This window comes from Streptomyces sp. NPDC046716 (genome assembly GCF_040645755.1).
Classification (GTDB): Bacteria; Actinomycetota; Actinomycetes; order Streptomycetales; family Streptomycetaceae; genus Streptomyces.
The window spans coordinates 34,275-50,082 of sequence record NZ_JBEYYU010000030.1 but is presented as its reverse complement, the minus strand read 5'-3'; the positions used below and the strand labels follow the sequence as shown (position 1 = coordinate 50,082).

Genomic DNA, 15,808 nt, shown 5'->3' with positions numbered 1-15,808 from the left:
GTCTTCCGGCGGGCTCAGTCGGCGGGCAGGCCCCGGCGGAGCATCTCCAGGACGGCCAGGGTGACTTGGGTGCCGCGCTCGGCGGACCAGCTCTCCGGATCCTCCAGTGTGGAGAGCCAGTACCCCCGAAGCAGCAGGTGGAGGATGTCTCCCGCGTCCGCGGCGGAGGGGATGCCCGCCTCGGCGGCGAGCTCCTGAAGTGACTCGCGATGGGCGCGTGCGGTCGAATTGCGGACGTGTTCGACCTCCTGCCCGGCGGTCGGCCCCTCGCTGATGATCTCGAACAGCAGTCGCCGCATCACCTCGTCGTCGGGCGTCGTGGTGCACATCCAGCGCAGCAGCGCGGGCAGTCGTTCGTCGCCGTCGGCACCCTCCAGTGCCGCCTCCTCCTGCCGCCCCCACTCCTTGTCCGCGCGGCGCAGCGCGTTGGCCATGAGGGCCGACCGGCTGGGGATGTAGTTGGTGACCATCGCCGTGGATCCGCCCAGTCGTCCGGCGACGGCGCGGATGGTCACGGCGCGGACCCCGCGCTCGCGGGCGACTTCGATGGTGGCGGCGGCGATCTCGTCGAGCCGCTGAGCCTCGTCTACCTCGATCGGCATGTCCTCGACCTTAAGGGGTGTTGACCTGATGGCGAACCGGTGTCATCTTGTCACGCAACAACGTTATGCAACGCTGTTGTATCTCATCTGGCTGGAGACGCCCCCATGCCCTTCAAGTTCGAAAGGGTCGGCGCGGCGCCGGTCTCCGAGAACGCCCGGCAGTACATGGTCCGCATGCGCGACGGCGTGCGGCTCGCCACCGACGTCTACCTCCCCGGGGATCTCCCCGCGGAGCGACAGGACGCCGGCACGGTGTTCCCGGCGGTGCTCGTCCGCCTCCCGTACGACAAGAACAGCCGGTACGTGTACCTCGACCGGATCGCCCGCCTCTTCACCGCCCGCGGCTACGCCGTGGTGGTGCAGGACGTCCGCGGCAAGTTCCGCTCCGGCGGCCGGACCCTGCCCTTCCTGCGCGAGCCGCAGGACGGCTACGACTCCCTCGACTGGATCGTCCAGCAGCCCTGGTCCGACGGCCGGGTCGGCATGTTCGGCGACTCCTACTACGGCTTCACCCAGTGGGCGGCCGTGGCCTCCGAACACCCGGCGCTGCGCGCCATCGTGCCGCGTGTGACCGCCGCCGACTTCAGCACGATCTGGCGACCCGACGAGCAGCCCGCGCCCGTCTGGCTGGAGGGCATCGAGTACTTCGCCCACCACTGGGTCGACCACGACACCTACGAGTACGAGGTCGACCGCTCCGCCCGCCCCCTCCTCGACCAGTACGAACAGGTCTTCGACGCCATCGGCGCCCGCTCCGCCTGGTTCGACCTCATGGCCCCCCGGCAGGCCGAACTACCGACCCAGCCGGGGCTGCACCCCTTCGACGCCCGCCCCGTACCGGTCCTGCACTGCGTCGGCTGGTTCGACAACATCGGCGCCGCCCACATGCGCGACTACACGGAACTGGCCTCCCGGCCCGGCTGGCACGCCCTTCAGTACCTGTGGGCCGGCGCCGTCGACCACGAGAACTACCGTCTGGCCCACGCCCCCGTCTCTCCCGGGGACGACCATGGCCTCGACGAGGCGGCCCTCGACCGGATGCTGCCGGGATACGTCGACCCGGCCCTCGACTTCTTCGACGTCTTCCTCAAGGCGGTGCGCCCGGCCTCGTCGCTGGCGAGGGTGACCTGGGAACTCGGCCATGCGGAGTGGCGGACCGCGGCGGCATGGCCTCCCCCGGAGAGCGTCACCCGTACGTACTGGCTCGGTGAACCGGAGCTCGCGACCGGCGCCCTGCCCGGCGGACGACTGGCCGACGTGCCCGTGGACCGAGCGGCCGACGCGCTCTGGATCCACGACCCGGACGGTCCCGTGCCGTCCCTGGTCGGCGACTCCTTCGCCTTTCTGCACAGCCATCCCGACTTCGCGCCCGTCGCCGCCCGCCCGGACGTCCTGGCGTTCTCCGGCCCGCCGCTCGACGAACCGCTCGACCTGGCCGGGCCGATCGGCCTGCACCTCGACGTCACCGGCACCGCCCCCGCCTTCGACGTGTTCGCCAAGCTCCTCGACCTGGACCCGGAAGGCGAAGCCCGTCTGATCGCCCGCGGACAGGTCCTCGTCACCACGGCCACGTCATCCGACGAGGTCGCCGTCGATCTCGGGCACACCGGATACCGACTGCGCCCCGGACACCGGCTCGCGCTCATCGTCTCCGGCAGCGACCACCCGCTGTTCCTGCCCACCACCGGCACCGGCGAGAACCCCTGGACCGCCGTGGTCACCAAGCCCGGCACGCAAGGACTGCGCACCGGTGGCAGCCACGCGTCCCGACTGACCGTCACGCTCGCGCCGCCGGACGTGTCCTGACCGTCACGGCCGCGCCTCGGGCCCGTACGCCCACCATCCCGTTCCGCCCCGCCCATCCTCACGAGGAGCTCCCTCATGAAGGCTCCAAGAACCACCGTCCGCGTCGCCGGCGCCCTGTGCTTCCTGCTGGCCGCCACCGCCTGTACGTCGGGCTCCGGCGATGCCCCGACAGCGCCGCGTGCCCCCAAGCTGACCACGACGACCCCCAAGGCGGGCGGTTCCGTCGACCAGGTCGACTGGAACCTGCCCATGGGCGAACCGACGACCCTGGACCCGGCCAAGGTCGGCGACTACTCGCCCAGCACCGTCGAGGCCAATCTCTGCGACCCCCTGCTGCGGCTCAACGCCGACTACTCAGTGGCACCCGGCCTGGCCACCTCCTGGAAGCAGAAGGACCCGACGACCCTGGTCCTCGGCCTCCGCCACGGAGTCCACTTCTGGAACGGCCACACCATGACCGCCAAGGACGTGGTCGCCAGCCTGAAGCGCCAGGGCGAGCGGGCCACCCAGAGCGTCAACGCCTCCCTCCTGGCCAACGTGAAGTCCATCGAAGCCACCGGCGGTCACCAGGTCACCGTCACCTTCAAGGCCCCCGACGAACTGTTCCTCAAGGCACTGGTCAACGGGTTCGGCGCGGTCAGCGAGGCCGCCTACCTCGACAAGGCCAAGGCCTCGTACGGAACGGCCAAGGGCGGCCTCATGTGCACAGGCCCCTTCAAGCTGACGCGCTGGAAGCCCGGCGACTCCATCACGGCCGAGCGCAACCCCGACTACTGGGACACCGCGCTGAAGCCCAAGGTGAAGTCCCTGACCTTCCGGTTCATCACGGACCCGTCCACGCTCACCAGCGCGCTGCTCTCCGGCCAGATCGACGGCAGCTACGAGATCAGCACCTCGACCGCGAAGGCCGTCGCCACCTCCGACACCGGGACCGTCTACTACGGCCCCTCCGCCCAGACCAACTTCCTCACCGCCACCAGTCCGACCTCACCGCTGGCCGACGCCCGCATCGTGAAGGCGCTCTCCCTCGTCCTGGACCGCGACGCACTGATCAAGAACGTCTACAACGGCGCGGCGCAGAAGCTGAAGACCTTCATCCCGCCGCTGGTCTGGCAGAACAGCCCCGCCTCGGCCGCCTACGACAAGGCCTACGACGCGCTCCCCGCCGTCCCCGCGCCCGACGTGGACCGCGCGAAGAAGCTCGTCACGCAGGCCGACACCGCCCGGCGCACCATCACCGTGGCCGTGGCCGCGGGCGACCAGCAGTCCCTGCAGACCCTCACGTTCCTGCAAGCCGGTGCCAAGAAGATCGGCTTGAAGATCACCATCCGGCAGCTCCAGCCGACCCAGATGTCCGGGCTGTTCTACGACCCGTCACTGCGCAAGGGCCTGGACGCGACCATGGTCCTCGGCTACGTCGAGATCCCCGACCCGCTGTCCTACGCGGTCCAGATGATGACACCAGGGTCGCTGTTCAACTGGGCCGAGTACGACAACAAGCAGGTGACCGCCCTGATGCGGAAGGCCCAGGGCACGCTCGACCCCGCCGAGACGGCATCCCTGTTCACCCGGGCGCAGGCCCGGTACGTCAAGGACTATCCCGTCCTGCCCATCGCCTCTCCCTACGAGCGGTTGTTCGTGAACAAGCGTCTCAGCGGCCTGCCGGCCTCGTTCGCCTACCTGCACATGCCGTGGGCGGCCCACCTCGGCGGCACCGGCAAGGGGTCCTCGTGATCCTCAGGTTCGTCGCCCGACGTGCGGCCACCCTCGCCGTCACCCTGCTCGTCGCGAGCGTCGTCATCTACGGGGCCCTGTTCCTCGCACCCGGCGACCCCGCCACCTTGCTGGTCGGTGGAGGCAAACCGCCAAGTCCCGCACTACTGAGCGAGATACACCAGCAGTACCACCTGGACGACCCGTTCGTGCAGAGCTACTGGCGCTGGCTGGCCGGCATCGTGCACGGCGACGCCGGCCAGTCCCTCAGCTACAAGGACTCCGTCACCCACCTGCTCGCCGACCGGGCCGCCGACACCCTGTTCCTCATCGTCTACGCGACCGTGCTGATCGTCCTCTGCGGGGTCACGCTCGGCACCTTGGGCGGCCTGCGCGGCCGCTGGGTGGAGCACCTGACCACGGTGGTCACCACCACCCTCATGGCTGTGCCCGTGTTCGTGTCGTCCGTCCTGCTCATCTGGTGGATGTCGGTGCGCGTGGGCTGGTTCCCGGCCTACGGGTCCGGCACCGGATTCACCGGCCGGCTCGAACACCTCACGCTGCCCGCCGTGGCGCTCGCGGCCTCATGGATCGCCTACGTCGCCCAGGTCACCCGCTCGTCCGTGCGTGCGGAACTCGCCTCGGAACATGTGCAGACGGCACGCGGTCGTGGCATCCCCGAACGCCTCGTCGTCCGCAAACACATCCTGCGCAACGCCTCCGGGCCCGTCGTCTCGGTCTCCGGAGTCGCCGTCGCCGGACTGATCGCCAGCTGCTCCATCGTCGAACAGGCCTTCGGCATCAACGGCGTAGGGGCGCTGCTCGTCCAGAGCGCCGCCAAGCAGGACCTGGCCGTGGTCCAGGCAGTGGCGCTCCTGACGGTCGTGGCGTTCGCCGTGGTCAACACCGCCGTCGACCTCGTCACCGCCGCACTGGACCACCGCATCCCGTTGGGGGAGAGGGCATGAGCACCTACCAGATCGCGTCCGCGGCCCGCGAACGCCGCGGACCCGGGCGGCTGCGCACCCTCGCCCGCGGCCAAGCGGTCCAACTCGCCGCGGGAACCGTCGTCGCCCTCGTCGTGGTCGCCGCCGCGTGCGCCCCGCTCCTCGCGCCGTACGACCCGAACGCCGTCGATCCCCTCGCCGTCTCACAAGGCAGCACGGGCACCCACTGGTTCGGCACGGACGACACGGGCCGCGACATCCTCTCCCGCCTTCTGTACGGAGCGCGGCCGAGCCTGCTCGCCCCGGCGCTCATCACCGTGGCCGCCGGCCTGGTCGGCACCGCGCTCGCGGTGGCCGCCGCATGGCTCGGCGGCTGGTGGGACCGGCTGATCTCCGGACTGCTCGACGTCATCTTCGGCTTCCCCGGCCTCGTCCTGGCCGTGGTCGGCGCGGCGGTGTTCGGGGCCGGGCTCGACATCGCCGTGGTGACGCTGTCCCTCGCCTACCTGCCCTACGTCGCCCGCGTCGTCCGCAGCACGGCGATGCGCGAACGCTCGCTGCCCTACATCTCCGCACTGGAAATGCTGGGCATGTCCGGCCCACGGATCTGCCTGCGCCACCTGGTGCCCAATCTGCTGCCCCTGGTCCTGGTGCAGGCGACCACCGCCTTCGGCTACACCATGCTCGACGTCGCCGCCTTCTCCTTCATCGGGCTCGGCACCCAACCACCCACCGCTGAGTGGGGGTTGATGGTGGCGGGCGGCGCGCCCGGCATCCTCGCCGGACGCCCCGAGCAGTCGCTGTACGCGGGCCTCGTCATCGTCGTCTTCGTCGTGGCCTGCAACGTCCTGGGCAGCGGCCTGTCCCGACGGCTCCTGGGAGAGGACCGATGACCGACGACTCCTTGCTCCGGTTCGAAAACCTGCACGTCACCCTGCCCGTGAAGGGCGAACACCGCACCGTCATCCACCGCGTGGACCTCGACGTCCGGGCCGGCAGCTCGGTCGGCCTGGTCGGGGAGTCCGGTTCCGGCAAGTCCCTCACCGCCCGCTCGGTGCTGCGCCTGCTGCCGCCCGGCGCCCACGTCACCGGCGACGTCCGCTTCGACGGTGACTCCGTCCCCGCCATGAACCCGGCCGCTTTGCGCACCCTGCGCAGCCGGGACATCGCCATGGTGTTCCAGGACCCCCGCGCTCACATCAACCCCCTGCGCACCATCGGCGACTTTCTCACCGAAGGGCTGGTCAGCGTACGCGGAACGGTCCGGAGCAAGGCGGAGGCGCAAGCCACGGCGCTGCTGGAGGAAGTGGGCATCGCCGACGCCGCGCGACGCCTGCGCCAACGCCCCGCCGAACTCTCGGGAGGCCTGCTGCAGCGCGTCATGATCGCTTCCGCATTGCTCGCCGAGCCCCGGCTGCTGCTCGCGGACGAGCCCACCACCGCCCTCGACGTCACCACCCAGGCCGAGGTCATGGCCATCATCGACGAAGCCCGCACCCAGCGCGGCCTCGCGATGCTCTTCATCACCCACGACCTCGCACTGGCCGCGGCCGTCTGCGACCGCATCGCCGTCGTGTACGCGGGCTCGACGGTCGAAGAACTGCCCGCCCAGCACCTGCACAACGCCCATCACCCTTACACCCGCGCCCTGTTGTCCTCCCGGCCCGACCTCGGCGCGGACGACGAACCGCTGCGATCCATTCCCGGGAACCCCCTGTCGGCGTTCGAAGCCGGTCCGGGGTGCGCCTTCGCGCCACGCTGTCCCATGGCCCAGGACCGCTGCACCACCGAACGGCCGGCCCTGTCTCCGATACAGGACGTATACGCGGCCTGCCACTTCCCTCACCACACGCACGCGGCGGCCGGTGCCGCAGACAGGAGCGGGGACGATGCCTGACCCCACCGGTGCAGTCCTGGAAGCCGTGGACCTGTGCAAGTCATTCGGCGACTTCACGGCGGTCGACGGCGTCACCCTGAAACTCGACGCAGGCGCGTCGCTGGCCGTCGTCGGAGAGTCCGGATCGGGCAAGACCACCACGGCCCGCATGATCGCAGGACTCGAAAGGCCCACCTCCGGTACCGTCCGCTGGGCCGCGGACGAAACAGGAGACGCGCCGAGATCTCGACGCCATCTGGCCCGCAACGTACAGATGGTCTTCCAGGACCCCTACTCCTCCCTGGACCGGCGGCAACGCGTGGGCGACTGCATCGCCGAGGCCCTGAGACTTCACACCGACCTGCGCGCGAGCGCGCTGGATCTGCGCGTCGCCGAACTCCTCGACCAGGTAGGCCTCGACCCACGCCAAGCTCGATCCCTGCCCCGCTCCCTCTCCGGCGGCCAGCGCCAACGCGTCGCCGTCGCGCGGGCGTTGGCGGTCCAGCCCCGGGTGCTGATCCTCGACGAGGCGGTCGCCGCGCTCGATGTCTCCGTGCAGGCTCAGATCGTCGCTCTCTTGCACGAAATTCGCCAACGAACCGCCATCGCCTACCTGTTCATCACTCATGACCTGGGAATCGTCCGCCACATCTGCGACGACGTGGCGGTCATGCACCAGGGCCGAGTCGTCGAACGCGGTCCCACGAACACCGTCCTGACCGCACCGCGCATGCCCTACACGCGCCAGTTGGTCGACTCCATTCCCCGGCGAGGCTGGCGCCCGCGCCGCCGCACCGCTCCCGAGTGAGGCCCCTGCCTCGCCAGGCACCCACAGCGCATCACCACCGACCCGAGGAGCCACCCCGCACCATGTCCAGTACTCCTTTTCTCGCCTTCGCCTTCGAGATCCGGGCCGAGCTCGACCCGTCCCTGCACATCGGGCACGGTGACGGCGAAGCCACCGAGTTCACCCCGATCACCGGCGGCAGCGTGGACGGCCCACTGCTGCGCGGACGGGTCCTGCCCGGCGGCGGTGACTGGAGCAGTACGCGCGGCCGCGTCTGCCAGCTCGACGCGCGCTACCTCATAGAGGCCGATGACGGTGCCGTCATCGACATCGTCAACCGCGGCTACTACCTCGAGGTTTCCGACAGCCCCGACCAGTACGACGACGAACTCCAGGTGTCGCACGCCGGGATCTACTACCGCACGTCCCCCGTGTTCCGAACCGACGCCCCGGCCCACCGCTGGCTCGCCGCATCGGTCTTCGTGGGCCTCGCCAGGTCCGACGACGAACGGTCGGTGGCCATCCGCATGTACCTGGTGCGGTAGGCGCGCGCACGAGGAGGGCTCAGCCCGCTACACGCCCAGGAGCCGCTCGGCATTGCGGTGGGCGATGTCGAGCTTGGCTTCCGTGGGCAGGTCGCACTCCTCCAGGAAGCCGCGGGCGCCCTCGTTGCCGACGAAGGGGTAGTCGACCGAGTAGATCATTCGGTCGGTGCCCAGGACGTCGGTACAGAAGCGCAGGTGCGGTGTCGTGAACATCCCGCTGGGCGTGTAGTACACGTTCTGGCGCACGTAGTCGCCGATGGTCCGGTCGAGTCCCGTCGCGCGCTGGGGCAGTGCCTCGTCGAGTCGGTCCAGGAACCAGGGGACCATCTCGCCCCAGTGCCCGAGGACGAACTGGAGGTCCGGGTAGCGGTCCAGTGCTCCGCTGAGTACGAGGTGGAGGAAGTGGATGCCCGACTCGTTGTGCCACCCCCATCCGGCGGTGGCGAACCGCGTGGCGACCACGGGATCGAGGCCCGCCTCGTAGTTGACCGCGCTGGTGCCACGGGTGGGCGGGGCCGGGTGGAGATAGATCGGGACCCTCAGTTCGGCCGCCGTCCGCAGGATGGGGTCGAAGCGTTCGGCTGACAGGAACTCGTCGTCGGTGCGGCCGTGGATGAGTGTGCCGACGTGGCCGAGTTCCTCTACGGCGCGCTTCAGTTCGGCCGGCGCCCGGTCCGGGGCGGACGTGGGCAGCGAGGCGAACGCGGCGAAGCGGTCGGGGTGGCGTCCGACGGCTGCCGCCAGCCGGTCGTTGACTCCTCGCACCAGTTCGGGCGCTACGCCGGCGGGCAGGAACTGGGTGGTGAGGTTGGACAGCACCTGCATGTCGATGCCGTGCTCGTCCATGTCGGCGATGCGTCCCGCGTCGAGGTCCTCCAACTCCTCGGGGGTGGGGCAGTAGGGCAGTCCGCTGGCCGGCGAGTACGCCGTCCCGAAGTGCGGGCTCACTTCCGTCGCGCGCCCGGCCGAGGCCTTTGCCACCGCGGTGTCGAGCGTGTGCTCCTCGATGGTGATCAGCTTCATGGCGCGTCACGCTCCGGCTTCTGCGGAGAGCCAGGCGAAGGCCGACTCCTTGATGCCGCGTTCCAGTTCGCTGCCCCGGGTCGCGAAGGTGCGCTCGACGGGGAACCCGCTCTGGTCGAGTACGTAGGCCAACGCGCCGTACTCGCGGGGGTACCTGGCCACCACCTCGGCGTCGATCTCCGTGATCCCGGCCGGGAAGGTGAACGTGGCGAAGTCGTACACGCTCTTGCGGTCGACGATCCGCCAGACACCGTCCCGGCGCTCGATCCGGTCGATGAACCGGTTGTGGCCGTTGCAGCCCAGGTCGAGGCTGCTGTTCTCGGCGACGATGACCGCGTTGGTCTCGCCGACCGCCCGGGTGCCGTCGTCCGAGAACGTCACGGACGGCGCGGTGATGAGGTGCTTGGTGCGCAGGTCGGTGGTGGCCATGCGCGCGGACGCGTCGACGAAGTCCGAAGCCGCGCCCTCGAACCAGGTGATCTCGATCCGGGCGCCCGGGTGGAAGAGGCCGCGCAGCCGGTCCCACTGCCCCAGATCACGATGGATCCAGCCGGTCATGAGGTCGGCGATGTCCTGACGGTCCTGGAGTGTCGGTGTTCTAGGCATATCCATAGTCTCCGACCTCGGAATCGATAGGTCCAATTGATAGATCTGATCTATTGTTCGCTGTGAACGATCAGAGAATCGGAGAGGTCGCGTGGAACTTCGTCACCTGCGCTATTTCGTGGCGGTCGCCGAGGAGAGCCACTTCGGCCGTGCGGCGGCGCGCCTGCACGTCACACAGTCGACGCTGAGCACCCAGGTGAAGGCGCTGGAGCGCGAGGTGGGAGGCCCGGTCTTCGCCCGCACCAGCCGCCGGGTCGAACTGACGGAGGCGGGCGAGTTGCTGCTCGTCGAGGCGCGACGCACGCTGGCGCAGGCCGACCGGGCCATGGACGTCGCCCGGCAGTCGGTCAGGGGCGAGACCGGCGCGGTACGGATCGGGTTCTCCGGAATCGCCGTGCTGGAAGGCACTCTGGCCACGGACCTGCACCGCTTCCACCTGACGCATCCGCGGGTGGAACTGCACGTGAGTGAAGTGCCGCCCGCCGCACAGGTGCAGGGACTGCGCGACGGCACGCTCGACATCGGATACAGCCCCGACAACGGGCTGGGCGACGTGGACGACCTCGTGGTGCGGCGAGGCATGCGCACGACCCTGTCGATCGCCGTACGCCACGATCACCCACTCGCGACCGCCACCTCGGTCGGCCCCGCCGATCTGGAGGGGCAGAACCTCGTCGTGTACGCGGCCGACGAGAACGACGAGAGCGTGCTCGACCACCTGGGGGCGGAGCAGCGTACGCGCGTTCACCGGGTGACGGGCACCCTCGGCGCGCTCGTGCTGGCCTCGGCGGGCGTCGGCGTGGCAGTCGTCCCGGCCGCCACGGAACGCATCGGACTGCCCGATCTCGTCTACCGGCCCCTGCGTGACATGGCGGCCGACGTAGAGGTGCTGACGCTCAGCCGCCCCGACGAACTCGCCGGCCCGGTCCGTGCGTTCGTCCGCTCCTGGCATCGGGGCGAGGGAGCGTGAGCCGACCGATCCGCCCGCATCCACCGGAGGGAGGGCGGACCGTCCGGATCACGCAGTCTTGAAGCTGAGCCCGACCGGGAGCAGCTCGTCGGAGCCCTTGCACCGCAGGGTCGAGGCGCCCCGCTCGGTGACGTCCTGGGCCAGTGCGCCCTGCTTGACACCCTGGCTGAGCGATCGCGTTGTGCCGAGGGCAGGTCGTTCAGCGCACTCGACCTCGCGGTGTAAGCGGAACAGGCGGCAGCTCAGGCGCATCCAACCGCTCCCCGTCATACCCCTTCACCTCCCCGAACCGTGACCCGCTCATCCAGTCCTCCCGCGCCTGCGTGATCTCGGCCTGGTTGCGGCCGATGAAGTTCCACCACATCACCAACTCCTCCTCGAACGGCTCCCCGCCGAGCAGCATCAGCCCCGCGTCCGACGCGGCGCGCAGCGGGAGTTCGGTGCGGCCGCAGCCGAGGTAGAGCATCGAGCCGGGGAGGAGCGGGACGCCGTCGACGTGGGTTTCGCCCGACATTGACAGGACGGCGTACTCGAAGTCCGGCTCCAGGGGGACGCGGACGTCGGCGCCGTCGGCGAGGGACAGGTCCGCGCCCACGATCGGGGTGTACGTCGTGCCGGGGGAGACCGAGCCGTCGAGGGAGCCCAGGACGACGGTCGCGGTGAGGCCGGGGGCCGTCGCCGTCGGGAGGGCCGCGTGGTGCTCGAAGCGCGGGTCCACGTGGCGGTGCGCGTCGGGGAGGGCGACCCACAGCTGGGCGCCGTGGAGGAAGCGGGCGTGGGACGCCGGGGACTCCTCCGAGTGGGAGATCGCGCGGCCCGACGTCATCAGGCCCAGTTCGCGGGGGCGGATCGTCTGCAGGCTGCCGGTCGAGTCGCGGTGCAGGACCTCTCCCTCGTGCAGCCACGAGACCGTCTGCAGGCCCATGTGCGGGTGCGGCGGGACCTGCATCCCGGGCTCGTCGGCGATGTCGTCCGGCCCGTAGTGATCGACGAACGCCCAGGCCCCGACCATCCGGCGGCCCAGGTTCGGCAGCAGCCGGCGCACCTCGGTGGTCTCGCCCAGCCGCACCTGTCGCGGACTGAGGAGTTCGCGGACCGGTTCCGCCACGACGAAGCCGCGGCCGCCGCACACCGTGGGAACCGCCGCGCGATCAAGATTGCTCATGCCGGACAACCTAGCCCCGCCGCCGAGCCGCGTCAGTCGAGCGGCGGGAAATCGCCCACCCGGGCCCTCCCGGCGCCCCACAGGCCAGACGCGTACCGCCCGTACGGGCCATTCCAGCGCGCCAAGTCACACCCCTGCCACTGGAATGGTCGAGTGCCCTTCGTGATCGCAGTGCCGGCGACGACCGCGGTGTCCGGCGCGCCGCCGGACGACTGTCTCGCCCGCAACGACTGGATCTGCGGCGAATACCTGAGCACGCGCCGGCACATCCTCCTGGACGCCGTGCTCCAGCATCTGCAGATCACCGTCGTGGCCGTCGCGATCGCGCTCGTCATCGCCGTGCCGCTGGCCGTCGTCGCCCGGCGCTGGGGATGGGCCGCCGGACCCGTGCTCGCCCTGACGACCGTGCTCTACACGATCCCGTCCCTGGCCATGTTCTCGCTGCTGCTACCCGCCTACGGGCTGTCCGCGACCCTCGTCGTCGCCGGGCTCGTGCTGTACTCGCTGACCCTGCTCGTGCGGAACATCCTCGCCGGGCTCCGCGCCGTCCCCGAGGAGACCCGGCAGGCCGCCCGGGGCATGGGCTACGGACCCGTACGGCTGCTGCTCACCGTCGAACTGCCGCTCGCGCTGCCCGCCGCCCTGGCCGGACTGCGCATCGCCACCGTGTCGGCCGTGTCCCTGGTGACCGTCGGCGCCATCGTCGGGTACGGCGGGCTCGGCAACCTCATCTACTCCGGGATGAACACGTACTTCAAGGCACAGGTGCTGACCGCGTCCGTGCTGTGCGTCGTCATCGCGATCGCCGCCGACCTGCTGCTGCTCTGGCTCGGGCGGCTGCTCACCCCCTGGACGAGGGCGGGATCCGCGTGAAGACCCTCACCGACGCCTGGAACTGGCTCGCCGATTCCGCCCACTGGTCGGGCGACGACGGCATCTGGCACCGGCTCGAGCAGCATCTGGTGCTGACGCTCGTCTGCCTCGTCGTGAGCTGTCTTATCGCCCTGCCCGTCGCGCTCGTCCTCGGGCACCTCGGCAAGGGCGGGGCGCTCGCCGTGAACATCTCCAACGTGGGGCGGGCCGTACCCACGTTCGCCGTGCTCGTCCTGCTCCTGCTCACTCCGCTCGGGCAGTACGGGGAAGGGCCGACCGTCGTCGCCCTCGTCCTGTTCGCCGTGCCGCCGCTGCTCACCAACGCGTACGTGGGCATGCGCGGCGTGGACCGCGGCGTCGTCCGGGCCGCGCGGGGCATGGGCATGACCGGGCCGCAGATGCTGTGGAAGGTGGAGGCGCCGCTCGCCCTGCCGATGATCATGAACGGGGTGCGGATCGCCGCCGTACAGCTCGTCGCCACCGCGACCATCGCCGCCCTCGCGGGCGGCGGCGGGCTCGGGCGGATCATCACCGCCGGGTTCAATCTCGCCAGCACCCCGCAGGTGGTCGCCGGCGCGGTGCTCGTCGCCGGGTTCGCGCTGATCGTGGAGGGACTGTTCGAGATCGCCGAACGGCTCGCCCCGGCCTGGACGCGGGGGAGGGCCGGATGAAGCGCCTGCGGTGGTGTGTCGCGCTGGTGGCGGGGATGGTGCTGCTCGCCGGGTGCGGCGGCGGGCCCTCCCTGGAGAACCAGGGCGAGGTGACCGCGCCGCCGGGGGACAGCAGCCATCTCGTGATCGGATCGGCCGGGTTCACCGAGAGCGACCTGCTGGCCAACATGTACTCCCTGCTGCTGAAGAACGCCGGGTACGGGACCGAGATCCTGTCCGTCGCCAACCGCGAGCTGTACGAACCCGCCCTCGAAGCGGGGCAGATCGATGTCGTCCCCGAGTACGCCGCGACCTTCGCCGACTGGCTCAACGCAAAGACGCACGGCGCCGACGCCGATCCGGTCGGCTCGCCCGACCTCGACGCCACGATGAAAGCCCTGCGCACCCTCGCCGCACCCCGCGGCCTCATGGTCCTCGACCCCGGCCGGGCCGTCGACCAGAACGCCTTCGCCGTCACCGCCGCGTACGCGAAGGAGCACGGCCTCAAGACGCTCAGCGACCTCGGCGCCTCCGGACTGAAGGTGCGGCTCGCCGCGGGCGACGAGTGCGTGCAACGCCCGTACTGCGAACCAGGGCTGAAGAAGGTCTACGGGATCGACATCACCGGCGTCGACCCCAAGGGCGTCGGCACCACTCCGTCCAAGCAGGCCGTGCAGAACGGACAGGACCAGATGGTGCTGACCACCAGCACCGACGCCACGCTCACCGACTTCGGGCTCGTGCTCCTCGACGACGACAAGCACCTCCAGAACGCCGACTACATCGTGCCCGTCGTCAACCGCTCCAGGGCGGGCAGCGACAAGGTCGCCAAGGCGCTCGGCGCCCTCAACTCCGTACTCACGACGGACGACCTGGCCTCCCTCAACCAGCAGGTCGACAGCTGGCGGCGGCTGCCCGAAGATGTCGCGCGCACCTATCTGGAAGACAAGGGGCTGTTGAAGTAGACCGGTATCAGGCGGGTGTGCGGTGACCGGACCGGGGAACGCGGAACAGCCACCCTCCCCTCCTCGAGCACCGGAAACGGGGGTCACCGATGAATCGAGTCGTGGTCGTCGGCGCGGGCGTGCTCGGCGCCTGTGTCACCTACCACCTGGCCCGCGCGGGCGCCCACGTCGTCCTCGTGGAGCAGGCGCCGGGACCCGCGGCCGGGACCTCCGGCGCCACCTTCGCCGCCGACGTCACCCATCTCAAGACCCCGTACGCGTACTACCGGCTGAACCGGCAGGGATCCGAGGGGCACCTGCGGCTCGCCGAGGAGATCGGCGGGCCCGGCTGGCGCCATCCGGTGCCGCACGTGCAGTGGGCGGACGACGAGGACGGACGGCGGGCGCTGCGCGAGAGGACGTCGAGGGCCCGGCAGTGGGGCCGCGACTGCCGACTCGCGCCGGTCTCCGCGCTGCGCGACCTCGTCCCCGCCGTCGACCCGGCCGCCTGCCCCACAGACGAGATCGTCGTGCACGGTGACGCGGCCTGGTTCGACGCGCCCCGGTTCGTGCGCGCGCTGCTCGACGCCGCAGCCCGCCTCGGCACCGTCGAGACGCACTACGCGACACCGGTGACCGGGCTGCCGCGTGACGGGGAGCGGGTCACGGGCGTCCGGGCGGGCGCGCGTACCTGGCACGCCGACGCCGTCGTCAACTGCGCGGGCCCCGGCGCCGACCGCGTCGCCGCCCTGGCCGGGGTGGCGCTGCCCCTGCGACGGGTACCGGGCCTGATCGCGACCAGCGGGCCGCTGCCCGGCCGCCCGCTCACCGCGATCCTCTCCGTCCCCGGCCTCGACCTGCGGCCCACCGCCGACGGCGGGGTGCTCGCGCTGTCCTGGGAGGTCGACGGGCGGCTGCGGGGCGCCGTCGACGGGCTTCCGGAGGAACTGCACCGGCGCGCCCGCGCAGTCGTCCCGGGCGTCGCGGGCGCGGGGATCGTCGACGCCCGGATCGGGGTCAGACCCGTACCCCTGGACGGCCTGCCCCTGGTGGGCGAGGTGCCCGGGGCGCCCGGTCTCTACCACCTGGTGTCGCACAGCGGGGTCACCCTGGCCCCCGTCCTCGGCCGGCTCGCCGCAGGGGAGATCACCGGCGGAGCGTCCGCATCCGAGCTGGCCGGCTACCGGCCGGACCGGACGGTCGCCGAGGGCGTGGAGGACGAGAACCTGCGGGCCATGGACCGGCGAGGAGCCCGTCCGGCAGCCCGCCACGAGGCCAAGGCTCAAGCTGAAGTTTAGGGT

Annotated in this window: 16 protein-coding genes; 12 read left to right on the top strand and 4 right to left on the bottom strand. The window is 70.7% G+C overall.

Going from position 1 to position 15,808, the window contains the following annotated elements; all coding sequences use genetic code 11:
* Positions 1 to 14: 14 nt before the first annotated feature.
* On the bottom strand, positions 15 to 602 hold the full coding sequence (locus ABZ930_RS22605; protein WP_361550444.1) for a TetR/AcrR family transcriptional regulator: 588 nt from the start codon (positions 600 to 602) through the stop codon (positions 15 to 17).
* A gap of 105 nt (positions 603 to 707) precedes the next feature.
* Between ABZ930_RS22605 and ABZ930_RS22600 the strand changes: the two genes are divergently transcribed.
* From ABZ930_RS22600 to ABZ930_RS22570, 7 genes are all read left to right on the top strand, one after another.
* Positions 708 to 2,408 carry a CocE/NonD family hydrolase gene (locus ABZ930_RS22600; RefSeq protein ID WP_361550442.1) on the top strand — a complete coding sequence of 567 codons (1,701 nt, stop codon included), beginning with the start codon at positions 708 to 710 and terminating at the stop codon, positions 2,406 to 2,408.
* A gap of 75 nt (positions 2,409 to 2,483) precedes the next feature.
* Entirely contained in the window at positions 2,484 to 4,142 is a 1,659-nt protein-coding gene (locus tag ABZ930_RS22595) for an ABC transporter substrate-binding protein (RefSeq protein WP_361550440.1), read from the top strand.
* A complete protein-coding gene (locus tag ABZ930_RS22590) occupies positions 4,139 to 5,089 on the top strand; it encodes an ABC transporter permease (RefSeq protein WP_361550438.1) in 951 nt (316 codons plus the stop codon). Before ABZ930_RS22595 ends, ABZ930_RS22590 begins: the two co-directional genes overlap by 4 nt.
* Positions 5,086 to 5,961: an ABC transporter permease gene (locus ABZ930_RS22585; protein ID WP_361550436.1), complete on the top strand. Its 876-nt coding sequence runs from the start codon at positions 5,086 to 5,088 to the stop codon at positions 5,959 to 5,961. Before ABZ930_RS22590 ends, ABZ930_RS22585 begins: the two co-directional genes overlap by 4 nt.
* Positions 5,958 to 6,965 carry an ABC transporter ATP-binding protein gene (locus ABZ930_RS22580; RefSeq protein ID WP_361550434.1) on the top strand — a complete coding sequence of 336 codons (1,008 nt, stop codon included), beginning with the start codon at positions 5,958 to 5,960 and terminating at the stop codon, positions 6,963 to 6,965. The genes ABZ930_RS22585 and ABZ930_RS22580 overlap by 4 nt, the downstream gene beginning before the upstream one ends.
* The gene (locus ABZ930_RS22575; protein WP_361550432.1) at positions 6,958 to 7,752 is read left to right on the top strand and encodes an ATP-binding cassette domain-containing protein; all 795 of its coding nucleotides are present in this window, start codon (positions 6,958 to 6,960) and stop codon (positions 7,750 to 7,752) included. Before ABZ930_RS22580 ends, ABZ930_RS22575 begins: the two co-directional genes overlap by 8 nt.
* Before the next feature lie 62 nt (positions 7,753 to 7,814).
* Positions 7,815 to 8,276: a DUF3237 domain-containing protein gene (locus ABZ930_RS22570; RefSeq protein ID WP_361550430.1), complete on the top strand. Its 462-nt coding sequence runs from the start codon at positions 7,815 to 7,817 to the stop codon at positions 8,274 to 8,276.
* 27 nt (positions 8,277 to 8,303) lie between these two features.
* On the opposite strand, the gene ABZ930_RS22565 is transcribed toward ABZ930_RS22570, so the two are convergent.
* Positions 8,304 to 9,299 carry an amidohydrolase family protein gene (locus tag ABZ930_RS22565; protein ID WP_361550428.1) on the bottom strand — a complete coding sequence of 332 codons (996 nt, stop codon included), beginning with the start codon at positions 9,297 to 9,299 and terminating at the stop codon, positions 8,304 to 8,306.
* A gap of 6 nt (positions 9,300 to 9,305) precedes the next feature.
* Complete coding sequence (locus tag ABZ930_RS22560; protein WP_361550426.1) at positions 9,306 to 9,905, bottom strand: nuclear transport factor 2 family protein; 600 nt, start codon at positions 9,903 to 9,905, stop codon at positions 9,306 to 9,308.
* A gap of 91 nt (positions 9,906 to 9,996) precedes the next feature.
* Here ABZ930_RS22560 and ABZ930_RS22555 point away from each other — a divergent pair, with 91 nt between their 5' ends.
* A complete protein-coding gene (locus ABZ930_RS22555; protein ID WP_361550424.1) occupies positions 9,997 to 10,875 on the top strand; it encodes a LysR substrate-binding domain-containing protein in 879 nt (292 codons plus the stop codon).
* Positions 10,876 to 11,074: 199 nt separating this feature from the next.
* Here ABZ930_RS22555 and ABZ930_RS22550 read toward each other — a convergent pair whose 3' ends face one another.
* On the bottom strand, positions 11,075 to 12,040 hold the full coding sequence (locus ABZ930_RS22550; RefSeq protein WP_361550422.1) for a pirin family protein: 966 nt from the start codon (positions 12,038 to 12,040) through the stop codon (positions 11,075 to 11,077).
* 189 nt (positions 12,041 to 12,229) lie between these two features.
* Between ABZ930_RS22550 and ABZ930_RS22545 the strand changes: the two genes are divergently transcribed.
* The 4 genes from ABZ930_RS22545 to ABZ930_RS22530 all read left to right on the top strand — a co-directional run bounded on the left by ABZ930_RS22545 (position 12,230) and on the right by ABZ930_RS22530 (position 15,805).
* Positions 12,230 to 12,913, top strand: a complete 684-nt coding sequence (locus ABZ930_RS22545) for an ABC transporter permease (protein WP_361550547.1) — start codon at positions 12,230 to 12,232, stop codon at positions 12,911 to 12,913.
* Entirely contained in the window at positions 12,910 to 13,584 is a 675-nt protein-coding gene (locus ABZ930_RS22540; protein WP_361550420.1) for an ABC transporter permease, read from the top strand. Before ABZ930_RS22545 ends, ABZ930_RS22540 begins: the two co-directional genes overlap by 4 nt.
* On the top strand, positions 13,581 to 14,528 hold the full coding sequence (locus ABZ930_RS22535) for an ABC transporter substrate-binding protein (protein ID WP_361550419.1): 948 nt from the start codon (positions 13,581 to 13,583) through the stop codon (positions 14,526 to 14,528). The genes ABZ930_RS22540 and ABZ930_RS22535 overlap by 4 nt, the downstream gene beginning before the upstream one ends.
* Before the next feature lie 89 nt (positions 14,529 to 14,617).
* Complete coding sequence (locus tag ABZ930_RS22530; RefSeq protein ID WP_361550417.1) at positions 14,618 to 15,805, top strand: FAD-binding oxidoreductase; 1,188 nt, start codon at positions 14,618 to 14,620, stop codon at positions 15,803 to 15,805.
* Positions 15,806 to 15,808: the final 3 nt, after the last annotated feature.

Excerpts from the sequence above, each read along its gene's own strand:
- ABZ930_RS22550 (WP_361550422.1), bottom strand. The coding sequence starts at position 12,040 with ATGAGCAATCTTGATCGCGCGGCGGTTCCCACGGTGTGCGGCGGCCGC.
- ABZ930_RS22560 (WP_361550426.1), bottom strand. The coding sequence starts at position 9,905 with ATGCCTAGAACACCGACACTCCAGGACCGTCAGGACATCGCCGACCTC.
- ABZ930_RS22595 (WP_361550440.1), top strand. The coding sequence starts at position 2,484 with ATGAAGGCTCCAAGAACCACCGTCCGCGTCGCCGGCGCCCTGTGCTTC.
- ABZ930_RS22535 (WP_361550419.1), top strand. The coding sequence starts at position 13,581 with ATGAAGCGCCTGCGGTGGTGTGTCGCGCTGGTGGCGGGGATGGTGCTG.
- ABZ930_RS22580 (WP_361550434.1), top strand. The coding sequence starts at position 5,958 with ATGACCGACGACTCCTTGCTCCGGTTCGAAAACCTGCACGTCACCCTG.
- ABZ930_RS22530 (WP_361550417.1), top strand. The coding sequence starts at position 14,618 with ATGAATCGAGTCGTGGTCGTCGGCGCGGGCGTGCTCGGCGCCTGTGTC.
- ABZ930_RS22585 (WP_361550436.1), top strand. The coding sequence starts at position 5,086 with ATGAGCACCTACCAGATCGCGTCCGCGGCCCGCGAACGCCGCGGACCC.
- ABZ930_RS22565 (WP_361550428.1), bottom strand. The coding sequence starts at position 9,299 with ATGAAGCTGATCACCATCGAGGAGCACACGCTCGACACCGCGGTGGCA.
- ABZ930_RS22600 (WP_361550442.1), top strand. The coding sequence starts at position 708 with ATGCCCTTCAAGTTCGAAAGGGTCGGCGCGGCGCCGGTCTCCGAGAAC.
- ABZ930_RS22570 (WP_361550430.1), top strand. The coding sequence starts at position 7,815 with ATGTCCAGTACTCCTTTTCTCGCCTTCGCCTTCGAGATCCGGGCCGAG.
- ABZ930_RS22575 (WP_361550432.1), top strand. The coding sequence starts at position 6,958 with ATGCCTGACCCCACCGGTGCAGTCCTGGAAGCCGTGGACCTGTGCAAG.
- ABZ930_RS22605 (WP_361550444.1), bottom strand. The coding sequence starts at position 602 with ATGCCGATCGAGGTAGACGAGGCTCAGCGGCTCGACGAGATCGCCGCC.